Annotated in this window: 9 protein-coding genes and 4 pseudogenes; 10 read left to right on the top strand and 3 right to left on the bottom strand. The window is 63.0% G+C overall.

Annotation, left to right across the window (positions count from 1 at the left end; genetic code table 11):
• Positions 1 to 134: 134 nt before the first annotated feature.
• Entirely contained in the window at positions 135 to 1,544 is a 1,410-nt protein-coding gene (gene mapR, locus WA145_RS01470; RefSeq protein ID WP_422579855.1) for a GntR family transcriptional regulator MpaR, read from the bottom strand.
• A 64-nt stretch (positions 1,545 to 1,608) separates the two neighbouring features.
• On the bottom strand, positions 1,609 to 3,024 hold the full coding sequence (ccoG, locus tag WA145_RS01465) for a cytochrome c oxidase accessory protein CcoG (RefSeq protein WP_422579854.1): 1,416 nt from the start codon (positions 3,022 to 3,024) through the stop codon (positions 1,609 to 1,611).
• A gap of 264 nt (positions 3,025 to 3,288) precedes the next feature.
• Between ccoG and WA145_RS01460 the strand changes: the two are divergent.
• From WA145_RS01460 to WA145_RS01415, 10 genes and pseudogenes are all read left to right on the top strand, one after another.
• Positions 3,289 to 3,351 (top strand): annotated as a pseudogene (locus WA145_RS01460) (GFA family protein); the annotation flags it as partial.
• 33 nt (positions 3,352 to 3,384) lie between these two features.
• Positions 3,385 to 3,938 (top strand): annotated as a pseudogene (locus WA145_RS01455) (hypothetical protein); the annotation flags it as partial.
• A gap of 17 nt (positions 3,939 to 3,955) precedes the next feature.
• Positions 3,956 to 4,282 (top strand): annotated as a pseudogene (locus WA145_RS01450) (DUF934 domain-containing protein); the annotation flags it as partial.
• Positions 4,283 to 4,549: 267 nt separating this feature from the next.
• On the top strand, positions 4,550 to 5,632 hold the full coding sequence (gene hppD, locus WA145_RS01445) for a 4-hydroxyphenylpyruvate dioxygenase (RefSeq protein WP_422579853.1): 1,083 nt from the start codon (positions 4,550 to 4,552) through the stop codon (positions 5,630 to 5,632).
• Positions 5,633 to 5,636: 4 nt separating this feature from the next.
• Positions 5,637 to 6,776, top strand: a complete 1,140-nt coding sequence (locus WA145_RS01440; protein ID WP_422579852.1) for a homogentisate 1,2-dioxygenase — start codon at positions 5,637 to 5,639, stop codon at positions 6,774 to 6,776.
• Complete coding sequence (locus tag WA145_RS01435; RefSeq protein WP_422579851.1) at positions 6,776 to 7,759, top strand: fumarylacetoacetate hydrolase family protein; 984 nt, start codon at positions 6,776 to 6,778, stop codon at positions 7,757 to 7,759. The genes WA145_RS01440 and WA145_RS01435 overlap by 1 nt, the downstream gene beginning before the upstream one ends.
• Positions 7,760 to 7,847: 88 nt before the next feature.
• Positions 7,848 to 8,498, top strand: a complete 651-nt coding sequence (maiA, locus tag WA145_RS01430) for a maleylacetoacetate isomerase (RefSeq protein WP_422579850.1) — start codon at positions 7,848 to 7,850, stop codon at positions 8,496 to 8,498.
• 123 nt (positions 8,499 to 8,621) lie between these two features.
• Positions 8,622 to 10,082 carry a sodium-dependent transporter gene (locus WA145_RS01425; protein WP_422579849.1) on the top strand — a complete coding sequence of 487 codons (1,461 nt, stop codon included), beginning with the start codon at positions 8,622 to 8,624 and terminating at the stop codon, positions 10,080 to 10,082.
• A 356-nt stretch (positions 10,083 to 10,438) separates the two neighbouring features.
• A pseudogene (locus WA145_RS01420) lies at positions 10,439 to 11,536 on the top strand (HAMP domain-containing protein); the annotation flags it as partial.
• Complete coding sequence (locus tag WA145_RS01415; RefSeq protein WP_422579892.1) at positions 11,513 to 12,394, top strand: methyl-accepting chemotaxis protein; 882 nt, start codon at positions 11,513 to 11,515, stop codon at positions 12,392 to 12,394. The pseudogene WA145_RS01420 and the gene WA145_RS01415, both read left to right, overlap by 24 nt.
• A gap of 12 nt (positions 12,395 to 12,406) precedes the next feature.
• On the opposite strand, the gene WA145_RS01410 is transcribed toward WA145_RS01415, so the two are convergent.
• Positions 12,407 to 13,201: metal-dependent hydrolase (locus tag WA145_RS01410; protein WP_422579848.1), on the bottom strand; the 795-nt coding region annotated here is incomplete at its 5' end.

Here is a 13,201-nt window from a genome sequence, read left to right as displayed (position 1 = left end):
TCTGCCAGCGATGCTTAACGGCGCTCCTTGGAATGGCCATGCTCGAATACGGCGACGCTTGAGTCTGAGGCAGTCTGCTTTGTAGGGTGCGCCGTGCGCACCAATATCCCTCAGCCTGCGCTGCCACCTCGGCTCTAGAACGAGGCGAGTATCCGCCCCAGCACGGCCATGGCCTGCTCGCTCTGCGCATCCCAGGTGTGACCGTAGTTGAGTCGCGCACAGTTGCCGAAGCGCCGCGTGGCGGAAAAGATCGGCCCCGGCGCCAGGCTGATGCCCTGGGCCAGGGCCAGTTGGAACAGCTGCAGCGCATCGACCCGTTCGGGGAACTCGAACCAGAGGAAATAGCCGCCGCTGGGCCGGGTGACCCGCGTGCCAGGTGGGAAGTGGCGGGCAGCTGAGGCCAGCATCGAGGCCTGCTGCGTCTCTAGGGCATGGCGCAGCTTGCGCAGGTGGCGATCAAAGCCGCCGTGTTGCAGGTAATCGGCCAGGGCGGCCTGGGCCGGCACCGAGGGCGATATGGTGGTCATCAGCTTGAGCCGGCTGATCTGCTCGGCATAGCGCCCTCCGGCCACCCAGCCGACCCGGTAACCGGGCGCCAGGCATTTGGAAAACGAGCCGCAGTGCATCACCAGGCCGTCACGGTCGAAGCTTTTCACCGGTTTGGGCGGCTGGCTGGCGAAGTACAGCTCGGCGTACACGTCATCCTCGATCAGCGGCACCTGATACTGGTGCAAAAGCTCATACAACGCGGCTTTCTTGCAGTCACTCATGCTCGCGCCGAGTGGGTTCTGCAGGCTGCTCATAAACCAGCAGGCCTTGATCGGCAGGCTGGCCAGGCGCTCGCTCAGCACCTCCAGATCGATACCTTCACGCGGGTTGACCGGGATTTCTACCGCCTTGAGCTGCAAGCGCTCCAGCACCTGCAGGGTGGCATAAAAAGCCGGCGCTTCGATGGCCACCAGATCGCCTGGCTTTGTCACGCACTGCAGGCACAGATTGAGCGCCTCCATGGCGCCGCTGGTGATCACCAGTTCCTCCAGCGCCAGCATCACGCCGCTGACCATATAGCGCAGGGCAATCTGCCGACGCAGGTTGGGGTTGCCCTCGGTCATGTCGGCGATCACCGCATGGGCCGGCATGTCGCGCAGGGCGTGGGCCATGGAGCGCGCCAGGCGCGGCAGGGGAAACAGCTGCGGGCTGGGGAAGGCCGAGCCGAAGGGCACGGTGTGCGGGTCTTTCAGCGAGGCGAGCACCGAGAACACCAGCTCGCTGACATCCACCTCGGTGGTCTGGTTAGCCTGCTGGCAGGTTTGCGGCTCTGCCAGGGAATGCCGCGCCAGCTCGCGGACGAAGTAGCCGGAGCGGGCGCGGGCCTGGATCAGACCACGGTCTTCCAGCAGGTAATAGGCTTGGAACACCGTGGACGGGCTAACCCCGTAGGTACGGCTGGCGTGGCGCACCGAGGGTACTTTTTCGCCAGGGGCGAGCATGCCACTGCGGATCAGTTCGGCAATCTGCTCGGCGAATTTCTCGTAGCGTTTCATCGTGTCAGTAGGTGCGCTCTGCAGATCAGTGCACTCTACGGGGAGTTGCCTGGTCATGCGACTGTCAGCGCCCGCGCGGGGCGATAAATACGCTTTGGGTTTGCGCTCGCTCATCCGCCTCGGCCAGGTTGTTCAGTTCGAAACGCACCGGCCTGGTCGCGCCGCCAGCCTGCTCGACCAGCTGCACCACAGTTACCGGTACATCGAGAATTTCCCCGGGGCTTAGTTGCAACTGCGGCGGCGCATCCAGGCGCAGGCCGGGGCTGTCTACCAGGCCCAGGCCATAGCGCTGCGGCTGCTGGGTCTTGTTGATCACCTTGAGCCGGTAGCTGTTCTCGATCTGCCCCAGTTGGTTTTCGCGGTACATGCTGCGGTCCTTGGCCGAGTCGATGGACAGCATCGAACGCGCGCTCAAGGCCCAGGCAAAGGCTCCGATCATCAGCACCAGGGCAATGCCATAGCCGATCAGCCGTGGCCGCAGCCAGTCGGTCTTGCCACCTTGCAGTTCGCGCTCGGAGTGATAGCCGACCAGGCCTCGGGCATAGCCCATCTTGTCCATGACCGAATCGCAGGCGTCGATACAGGCACCGCAACTGATGCAGTCGATCTGCAGGCCAGCGCGGATGTCGATACCGGTCGGGCACACCTGCACGCACATATAACAGTCGATGCAGTCACCCAGGCCTTGGGCCTTGTGGTCGCTGTCCTTCTTGCGCGGGCCACGGCCTTCGCCGCGCTTGGCGTCGTAGGCTACTAGCAGGGTGTCATCATCAAACATCGCACTCTGGAAGCGCGAATACGGGCACATGTGCACGCAGACCTTCTCGCGCAGCCAGCCGGCGTTGAGGTAGGTGGCGGCCATAAAGAACAGCACCCACACCAGCGTACCGCCGTCCAGTTGCAGGCGCAGCAGGTCGCTGCTGAGCTCGCGGATTGGCGTGAAGTAGCCAATAAAGGTCAGCGCCGTGAACAGGCTGGCACCCAGCCAGATCGCATGCTTGGCACTGCGCCGCGCCAGTTTATTCAGCGACCAGGGCGCGGCATCCAGCTTGATCCGCTGGTTGCGCTCGCCTTCGGTGGCTTTCTCCGCCCACATAAACACCCAGGTCCACACGCTCTGCGGACAGGTATAGCCACACCACACGCGCCCGGCCACCACGGTGATGGCGAACAAACCGAAGGCGGCAATGATCAGCAGTGCCGAGAGCAGGGTGAAATCCTGCGGCCAGAAGGTCGCACCAAAGATGTAGTAGCGGTGCTCGGCCAGGTTCCACAGCACCGCCTGACGCCCGTCCCAGTCCAGCCAGGCGGTACCGAAGAAGAGCAGGAACAGCAGGCCCGCGCCATACAGGCGCAGATTGCGAAAACGCCCGCTAAAACTGCGGGTATGAATCGGCCCGCCGGCCTGGGATGGCGTCAGGCGGATAGGCTGGCGCGGGTCGATGGTCTCGATGATCTGCGCGGGAATACGTTCGCTCATTGTGGGCCTCGCTGGGCTTAATCAGGCGAGGCGAATGATGTGAGTGCAGCTGTTTGGATAACAGACTCAGGTTTTCAAATAAAAAGCGGATCAGATGGCCTGGTGAGCTTGGGCCGGAGATGGTTTTCGCGAAGGGCTGCGGTGCTCTTCTGTAGTTGCTTTAGCTGCTATTTTCACACCCACAATAGTTGCTACCGCTCGCATACACGCCAGACCAGGCGCGTTATCAGGATTGCCAGCGGATGATTTGCAAGGAGGCGCAGCATGCAGCAATTCACCGCTGGTTGCCTGTGCGGCAACGCCCGCCTTGTGGCTTCGGGGCTGCCATAGCGGGTAGGTCTTTGCCACTGTCTCGACTGTGGCGAGCTGAGCGAGGAGGAGTTCCTACCGCTGCGCCTGCAGAACAGCCTGTACCTGCAGAAGCACGCCCATATGCTGCGGGTGGCGATACCCTACGGCACCCTGTTGTCGACCCAGTTGCGTACTTTGGCGCGGATCGCCCGCGAGCATGATCGCGGCTACGGTCACCTGACCACGCGGCAGAATATCCAGTTCAACTGGATCGAGCTGGCACAGGTGCCGGACATTCTCGAGCAGCTGGCGGCGGTGCAGATGCACGCCATCCAGACCTCCGGTAACTGCGTGCGCAACGTCACCGCCGCGGCCTTTGTCCGGGCGGCGACTACTGTTCGCTGGCCAACGCCAAGTCGATCCCCATCGCCCAGGCCATCCAGCAGCGTTTCGAAGACCTCGATTACCTGCACGATATCGGTGAGCTGAGCCTGAACATCTCCGGCTGCATGAACGCCTGCGGCCACCACCATATCGGCAACATCGGCATCCTCGGCGTGGATAAGAACGGCAGCGAGTGGTACCAGATCACTCTCGGCGGCGCCCAGGGCCACGGCGCCGCGACCCGGCACAGGGTCTGTGGCTGGCTCCGGACGACGAGGTGCACAGCCTGGCCATCTGCCTGCCCGCGCTGCCGCTGATTGCCGTGGACTTCCCCAGTTTTCGTGATGGTCGCGGCTACAGCCAGGCCTACCTGCTGCGTACGCGCTTGGGCTGGCGTGGCGAGTTGCGCGCGGTGGGCGATGTGCTGCGCGACCAGCTCAGCCATATGCACCAGTGTGGCTTCGACAGCTTTGCCGTACGCGCCGACAAGTCGGCTGCCGATGCGCTCAAGGGCCTGGCCGGCATAAGCGTGCAGTACGGCCGCTCGGTGATCGAGCCGCGGCCACTGTTTCGCCGGCGCTAAGCTCCTCTGGGTGGGCTTGTCGAGCGTGCGTTGGCAGCTTACTGAGCCGCTCCGGCAAGAAATCGTTACGTATGGCAAGCCTTTACGGTGGTGCTTTCCGGGGATTTTAAGGGTGTAAGGAAAATCTGCCAGTCAGGCGGTTAGGCTGGCTGCCCCGGGTGCGTGAGCCGGCTTGTTCGTACCTTTGTTGCGGGTTGTTATGGAGCCATTCATAGCGCGCTGCCGCCAGGGCAGGGCGTATGCCTACAACAACAACGAGGAGGCGCAATGAACGCCGTGAACAAGATCGAGCAGCACAACCCTATCGGTACCGACGGCTTCGAGTTCGTCGAATACACCGCCCCGACGCCGGAAGGCATTCAGCAGCTGCGCGAGCTGTTCACCGCCATGGGCTTTACCGAAACCGCCAAGCACCGCTCGAAAGAGGTCTGGCTGTTCCAGCAGAACGATATCAACTTCGTGCTTAACGGCAGCCCTACCGGGCATGTGCGCGAGTTCGGCTTGAAGCACGGGCCGAGCGCCTGCGCCATGGCCTTCCGCGTGCAGAACGCCGCCCAGGCCGCCGCCTATGTGGAATCCCAGGGTGCCAAGCTGGTAGGCAGCCACGCCAACTTCGGCGAGCTGAATATCCCCTGCGTCGAGGGTATCGGCGGCTCCCTGCTGTATCTGGTGGACCGCTACGGCGACAAGAGCATCTACGACGTTGACTTCGAGTACATCGAGGGCCGCACGCCGAATGATAACGCGGTCGGCCTGAAAGAGCTGGACCACCTGACCCACAACGTCAAGCGCGGGCAGATGGACGTGTGGTCGGGCTTCTATGAGCGTATCGCGGGCTTCCGCGAGATCCGCTACTTCGATATCGAAGGCAAGCTCACCGGCCTGCTGTCGCGGGCCATGACCGCGCCATGCGGCAAGATCCGTATCCCGATCAACGAGTCGGCCGACGACAAGTCGCAGATCGAGGAATTTATCCGTGAGTACCACGGCGAGGGCATCCAGCATATCGCCCTGAGCACCGACGATATCTACGAGACGGTACGGCGTCTACGCGCCAATGGCGTGGATTTTATGGTCACCCCCGGCACTTACTACGACAAGGTCGACAGCCGAGTGGCCGGGCATGGCGAACCGACCGAGCTGCTGCGCGAGCTGAATATCCTGATCGACGGCGCGCCGGGCGATGACGGCATTCTGTTGCAGATTTTCACCAATACTGTGATTGGCCCGATCTTCTTCGAGATCATCCAGCGCAAGGGCAACCAGGGCTTTGGCGAGGGCAACTTCAAGGCGCTGTTCGAGTCCATCGAGGAAGACCAGATCAAGCGCGGCGTAATCTCCGAGGAGTGATGCGATGAGCCGACACTGGATCAGTTTTCCCCTGCGTGAAGGCGAGTGTTCGCGCCAGGCGCACTGTGACTTTCCCGAAGGCACCTACGAGCGCGAGATGGGCCGTGAGGGGTTTTTCGGCCCCACCGCGCACCTGCACCACAAGCATCCGCCCACCGGCTGGATCGATTGGCAGGGGCCGTTGCGCCCGCATGCGTTCAACTTCAACGACATTGCCAGCGAGCGTGATTGCCCGCTGGCCGCGCCGCTGACCCTGCATAACAGTGATCTGAAGCTGCGCGTATGGAAGACCCACGGCGCCATGCGTCATCTGGTGCGCAACGCCGATGGCGATGACCTGCTGTTTATCCATGAGGGGGCAGGGCACTTCTACTGTGACTTCGGCCACCTGAGCTACCGCGACGGCGATTACCTGCTGATCCCGCGCGGCACCGCCTGGCGCATCGAGGCCAGCGCGCCGAGCTTTATGCTGCTGATCGAAAGCACCGATGGCGCGTACCAGCTGCCGGACAAGGGCCTGCTCGGCCCCCAGGCGATCTTCGACCCGGCGGTGCTCGATCATCCGCGCATCGACGACGCCTTCAAGGCCCAACAGGACGAAAACACCTGGCAGATCAGGATCAAGCGGCGTGGCCAGATCAGCACCGTGACCTATCCCTACAACCCGCTGGACGTGGTCGGTTGGCATGGCGACAACACCGTGGTGCGGCTCAACTGGCGCGATATCCGCCCGCTGATGAGCCACCGCTACCACCTGCCGCCGTCGGCGCACACCACCTTTGTCGCCAATGGTTTTGTGATCTGCACCTTTACCCCGCGCCCGGTGGAGAGCGACCCCGGTGCGCTGAAGGTGCCGTTCTATCACAACAACGACGACTACGACGAAGTGCTGTTCTACCACCGCGGTAACTTCTTCAGCCGCGACAATATCGAGCAGGGCATGGTCACCCTGCATCCGTGCGGCTTCCCCCACGGCCCGCATCCGAAGGCGCTGAAGAAGGCGCAGACCGATCCGGCGACCTTTATCGATGAAGTGGCGGTGATGATCGACACCCGCCGCGCCCTGGAAGTTGGCGAAGCCGCCGCTGGGGTGGATGTTCCCGAATACGTGAATTCCTGGCGCGCGCCGGGCAAGGAATCCTGATGAAACTCGCATCACTGAAACAAGGCCGCGACGGTGTACTCGTCGTGGTATCGCGCGATCTAAGCCGCGCTACCGAAGTTCCGGCGATTGCCGTGACCCTGCAAGCCGCGCTGGATAACTGGGCGGTGGCCAAACCCAAGCTGGAGGCGGTGTATCAGCGGTTGAACGATGGCCTGGAAGCGGGCGCGTTTGCCTTCGATCAGGCCGCCTGCCATAGCCCGTTGCCGCGTGCCTATCACTGGGCCGACGGCAGCGCCTACGTCAATCATGTGGAGCTGGTGCGCAAGGCTCGCGGCGCCGAGATGCCGGAAAGCTTCTGGCATGATCCGCTGATCTACCAGGGCGGCGCCGACTGCTTTATCCCGCCGCACAGCCCGATCCAGATGGCCGACGAGGCCTGGGGTATCGACCTGGAAGCCGAGATCGCGGTGATCACCGATGACGTACCCATGGGCGCCAGCCCCGCCGAGGCGGCCGGGCATATCCAGCTCTTGATGCTGGTCAACGATGTGTCGCTGCGTAACCTGATTCCCGGCGAGCTGGCCAAGGGCTTTGGCTTCTACCAGAGCAAACCGTCGTCCAGCTTCTCGCCGGTGGCGATTACCCCGGATGAACTGGGCGATACCTGGGAGGGCGGCAAGGTGCACCGGCCGCTGGTCTCGCATATCAACGGCGCGCTGTTCGGCCAGCCGGATGCCGGCGTGGACATGACCTTCAACTTCCCCACCCTGGTCGCCCACGCCGCCAAGACCCGCCCGCTGGGCTGCGGCACCATTATCGGCTCGGGCACCGTGTCGAACTACGACCGTAGCGCGGGGTCCAGCTGCCTGGCGGAAAAACGCATGCTGGAAATCATCGAGAGCGGCGAGGCGAAAACCCCGTTCCTCAAGTTCGGCGACCGGGTGCGCATCGAGATGTTCGACACCGCCGGCCATAGCATTTTCGGCGCTATCGACCAGCGGGTGGAAAAATACGAGTCGTAGGATGGGTTGAGGAGCGTAGCGACGATACCCATCGAGGGCCGTGATGGGTATCGCTACGCTCAACCCATCCTACGTTGGGAGAATGTCCATGCTGACGCTTTATTCTTACTGGCGCTCCAGCGCCGCCTACCGGGTGCGCATCGCGCTAAACCTCAAGGGCCTGGCGTACCAACAAGTACCGGTGCACCTGGTCAAGGATGGCGGCCAGCAGCACTCGGCCGAGTACCAGGCGCTGAATCCGCAGGAGCTGTTGCCCTTGTTGGTGGATCACGGCAACGGCGGGGTACGTATCGCCCAGTCCTTGGCGATTCTTGAATACCTCGAAGAAGTCTTCCCCGTGCCGGCGTTGCTGCCCAGCGATGCGGCGCAACGCGCCCAGGTGCGTGCCCTGGCCTTGCATATCGCCTGTGATCTGCACCCACTGAACAACCTGCGGGTGCTGCAGTACCTGAGCGGTGAGCTTGGGGTAAGTGAGGCGGCCAAGGACGCCTGGTATCAGCACTGGCTGCACAAGGGCCTGGCTGCGGTCGACGCCGGCCTGGCGGTATTCAATGATCGTCTGTCGCTCGGCGAGCGGCCCGGCTATCTGGAAGCCTGTCTGGTGCCACAGCTGTATAATGCGCGCCGTTTTAACTGTGACCTTGATGCGTACCCGCGCATCCTTGCCATGGCGGCGCGTTGTGAATCTCTGGATGCCTTTAAGCAGGCCGCGCCGGAGGTGCAACCCGACGCCCAGTGACCCCAGCCGGTTTAGCCTGCCGGGGTCAGGTGAATCCCGGCTTTATCCAAGCCTTGCTCATTCCGTCGCGCCACAAGCGCGGCGGGTTCCATTTCGTCACAGATAAAAACAAACAGGTGACGCATGACCCGTGAAAAACCGAAAAACCTCTGGCTCTCGCGCTGGGGCTTTATTCTTGCTGCAACCGGCTCCGCTGTGGGCCTGGGTAATATCTGGAAATTCCCCTACATCACCGGCGAATACGGCGGTGGAGCCTTTGTGCTGATGTACCTGGCCTGCATCCTGGCCATCGGTATTCCGGTGATGATGACCGAGATCGCCATTGGCCGACGCGGCCGGGGCAGCCCCATCGATGCGATCGGTCGGGTGGTTAAGGAAAATAACGGCAATCCGCTGTGGAAGGCGGTCGGCGGCATGTCCATGCTGGCCGGCTTTATGATTCTGTGTTTCTACGTGGTGGTGGCCGGTTGGGCCTTTGCCTACACGCTGAAAATGCTCGACGGCTCCCTGGCCGCTACCAGTGTCGAGGCGCTGGGCGGGGTGTTCGAGGCGCATAACGCCAACCCCTGGCAGCTCGGCGGCTGGAGCGTGCTGGTGGCGCTACTGACCCTGTGGATCGTCGCCAAGGGCGTGCAGAAGGGCATCGAAAACGCCGTGCGCTGGATGATGCCGGGCCTGGCTGTGATGCTGCTGATTCTGGTGGGCTACGCCTTTACCAGTGGCGGCTTCAGCGCCGGCTTCGATTTCCTGTTTACCTTCGATGCCTCGAAAATCACCGGCGAAGCGCTGCTGGCCGCGTTGGGTCATGCGTTCTTTACCCTGAGCCTGGCCTCCGGAGCGATTCTCACCTACGGCTCCTACCTGCCGGACGGTCAGTCAGTGGCGCGTACCACCTTTGTCGTGGCCATCTGCGACACCTGCGTGGCGCTGCTGGCGGGGCTGGCGATCTTCCCGATCATCTTCGCCAACGGCCTGAGCCCGAGCGCCGGGCCTGGGCTGATCTTTATGAGCCTGCCGCTGGCCTTCCAGCAGATGCCGTTCGGCACTGCCTTCGGCGTGCTGTTCTTCGCCATGGTATCGATTGCCGCGCTGACCTCGGCGATTTCCATGATCGAAGCCACGGTGGCCTACCTCAATGAAAAACACGGCATCAGCCGCTTCAAGGCGGCGGCCATGTCCGGCGCGGTGCTGCTGGTAATCAGCCTGCTGGCCATGCTCTCGTTCAACCTGCTGGCCGGCTGGACGCCACTGGGCAAGAACTTCTTCGACTGGCTGGATTACCTGACGTCACGCTGGATGATGCCGCTGGGCGGGATCTTTATGGTGCTGCTGGCCGGTTACGCCCTGCGCAGTGAGATCATGCGTGATGAGCTGAACCTGCCGCCGCTGGGCTATGCCCTGTGGCTGTTTATGGTGCGCTACGTCAGCCCGGTGCTGATCATGGTGGTGTTCCTCCACGCCCTGGGCTGGTTGATGTTTGACCCGGTGGCCCAGTGGTACTGGATTGCCGGTGCCATCGGGCTGCTCGCGGTGCTCGGTGAACTGCTGCGGCCACGGGTCGTAACGGCGCTCGCCGGGCGTTAATCACGCCTCGCTAAGCGGCAGTAGAGAAGGGCGCACGGGCAAAAGCCGGGCGCCCTTTTTTATGGTCATATCCTTGGCGTGGGCCTTTTGGCGATAACTCGCCACTCTCGATAAAGGATCAGCGGAAACCTGCCGAAAAACTGGGCTATACGCCGCATTCGAGCGTTGGCTTTATCTCCCTGAGCTGGCGCCAACGGCTCTGGCTCAGGCCTTGACGCTGTTACCTAGCCGCTGGGTAGGCCTCTGGCTCAAGGGTTGCAACAGAGCGGAGCTAAACTGCCATCACTGGTTTATGTGCTTGCCTGGGCCGCCATCTGCCGCCTGGCTGCGCCTGATAATAAAAACGGAGTGTTGTTATGTCCTCTTCTGCCGCGCGCCTGTTGGCCGATCTGTCTGTCGGTAAAAAGCTTATGTGTGGCTTCGGCCTGGTGCTGTTGCTCACGGTTGCCGTTACCGGCAGTGGCTTTCTGGCAGTGCAAGCCGTATTGGACGGGCATGCCAGCAGCAGTGGCCTCTCGGCAATTGATGCCCAGGTGTTGCAGGCGCGCCGCGCCGAGCGTGATTTTGCCCTGCGGCAGACCAGCGCGGCCGCCGCCCAGGTGCATGAGCAGCTGGACCGGGTCGGCGCCGCAGTCGCCCAGCAGCTGGCGGCCGCCTCCAGTGCCGATCAGGCGCGTCTGCAAAGCATGCAGCAGGCCCTCGACGACTATCGCCGGCAGTTCGACAGCTTTGTCGAGCAGCAGAACAATGCCCGCGCCGCGCGCACGCAGATGCGTGAGGCGGCCGGTGAGGCGCGTGATCAGTTCGAGGTGATCGAGCTGGACATGTATGACGCGGTGCGTGAGCTGCGCCTGGAAGGTGACAAGCTGCGTGGCAGCGACCCGCTGACCCTGGCGGAAACCGCCTCGGGCCTGAGCAAGCGCATGCTCGACCTGCGCGGCCATGAGAGCCAGTACCTCATCGACGGCTCGGCCGAAGCCCTGGAAGAGTGGACCTATATCAACGATGACCTGCAAACCGTGGCGCGCAGTTTGATGGTCTGGCTGGACGACGAGCAGAAAGGTGCCATCGAAACCGCCTTGCAGGCGCTGACGCTGTATCAGCAGGCCTTTGCCAATTACCAGCAGGTGCGTGGGCTGAGCCAGCAGAGCGAGGCCGCCATGGTTGAGCGCGCTCAGGCGGTGCTGGCTTTGGTGGATGAAGCCAAGGTCGAGGAAGAACGCGCCATGACTGCTGATAGTCGCCAGGCCCTGCTGATGCTCGGTGCCATGGGGATTGCAGCGGTGATTATTGGCATGCTGGCGGCGCTGATTATCTCCCGCCTGATTGTTGCGCCTTTGCAGCAGACCGTGTTGTTTGCCCAGCGCATCGCTGCTGGCGACCTGACCCACGACCTGCCGCAGGATCGCCGTGACGAGCCGGGCCAGTTGATGGCGGCCATGCAGGTGATGAGCGTGAGCCTACGCACCCTGGTCGGGCGCATTGGTGGAGGCGTCAGCCAGATTGCCGCCGCTGCTGAGCAGCTCTCGGCGATTACCGCGCAAACCAGCATAGGGGTGCAGAACCAGAAGATGGAAACCGAACAGACCGCCACCGCCATGCATGAAATGGCCGCGACCGTGCAGGAGGTGGCGCAGAACGCCGAACAGGCGTCCCTGGCCGCCCGCGCCGCCGATCAGCAGGCGCAGCAGGGCAATCTGGTGGTGCAACAGGCGGTCAGCCAGATCGGCGACCTGGCCACCGAGGTGGAAGAGTCTGCCGAAGCCATCGCCGCGCTGAATCAGGAAAGTGCGCGGATTGGCGGCGTGTTGGAGGTGATTCGCAACGTCGCCGAACAGACCAATCTGCTTGCGCTGAACGCTGCCATCGAAGCCGCGCGGGCCGGCGAGCAGGGCCGTGGCTTTGCCGTGGTGGCCGATGAAGTGCGCGCCCTGGCCAAGCGCGCGCAGGACTCCACCGAAGAAATCGAAGGGCTGATTGCCAGCCTGCAACGTCTGGCCAAGGGCGCGGTGGAGAAAATGGACAGCAGTCGCAACCTGACTCAGCGCACCGTGACCCTGGCGGGTGAAGCCGGCGCCGCCCTGGGTCGCATTACCCAGGCGGTAAGCACCATCGAGCAGATGAATCAGCAGATCGCCGCTGCCGCCGAAGAACAGAGCGCGGTGGCGGAAACCATCAGCGAAAGCGTGACGCGGGTGCGTGATATCGGTGAGCAAAGCGCCAGTGCCAGTCAGCAGACGGCGGTATCCAGCGCCGAATTGGCGCGCCTGGGTGTCGAGCTGCAGGGGCTGGTGGCACAGTTTCGCAGCTGATCGGCAAGTGCGTTATTGCGAACTGCTGGCCAGCGGCACTTTACGCAGCTCATCGGCCCAGGCCAGCAGCGGCACTTGTACCTCGGGCTGCCAGATGCGCGCCCACAGCAGCAGCAGGCGCGAAACGTCGCCGCGCTGAAACGGCAGGCGCTGAATCTCGTCATGCACGCGCCACTGGCCGTTTTCCAGGGTGGCGAAGGTGAAGCGGAAGGGGTGGAAACCGGTCATGCCCAGGCGGATATCGGTGACCACCAACTGCTCGCCCAGTTGGTCATAGCGCAGCACACCATTGGTAAACCAGGCCAACCGCGCATGCGCCGGTGAATCGGCCAGGGCTGCCGCCAGGTGCGTGCCGCGGGGGATGCGCGCCAGCGTTGGCGGTGCATCGTCAAACCAGCTGACCAGTGCCTCGTGGTAATCCTCGCCATCGAGCACGATCACCCGCCACAGCAGGCTGTTGAACGGCGTGGTGGTGCTGAAGATTTGCTGCGCCTCGATGCCCTGGCGCGCCAGTTCGGCTTCCACGCGCTGCTCGGCCATGTATTTGCCGGCCAGGGTAAAGCCCAGGTACAGCGAGGAAACCAGCAACGCCAGGGTCGGCGCCTTGGCCGCCGTTTTCTGCAAGCCGTTGCCGCGCAGGCCATAGAGCAGCCCCAGCGTCACGGCGATGCATAGCGGTAAGGTGTACAGCGGGTCGATGATAAAGATGCTCGACCAGGCGGTGGGGATCGGCGTCAGCGGCCAGAGCAGCTGGGTGCCGTAGCTGGTAAAGCTGTCGAGCAGCGGATGGGTAATCAGCACCAGCCA

This window comes from Pseudomonas sp. (assembly GCF_049301935.1).
GTDB lineage: Bacteria > Pseudomonadota > Gammaproteobacteria > Pseudomonadales > Pseudomonadaceae > Aquipseudomonas.
The sequence above is the reverse complement of the archived record's forward strand: the minus strand, read 5'-3'. Positions and strand labels throughout refer to the sequence as shown.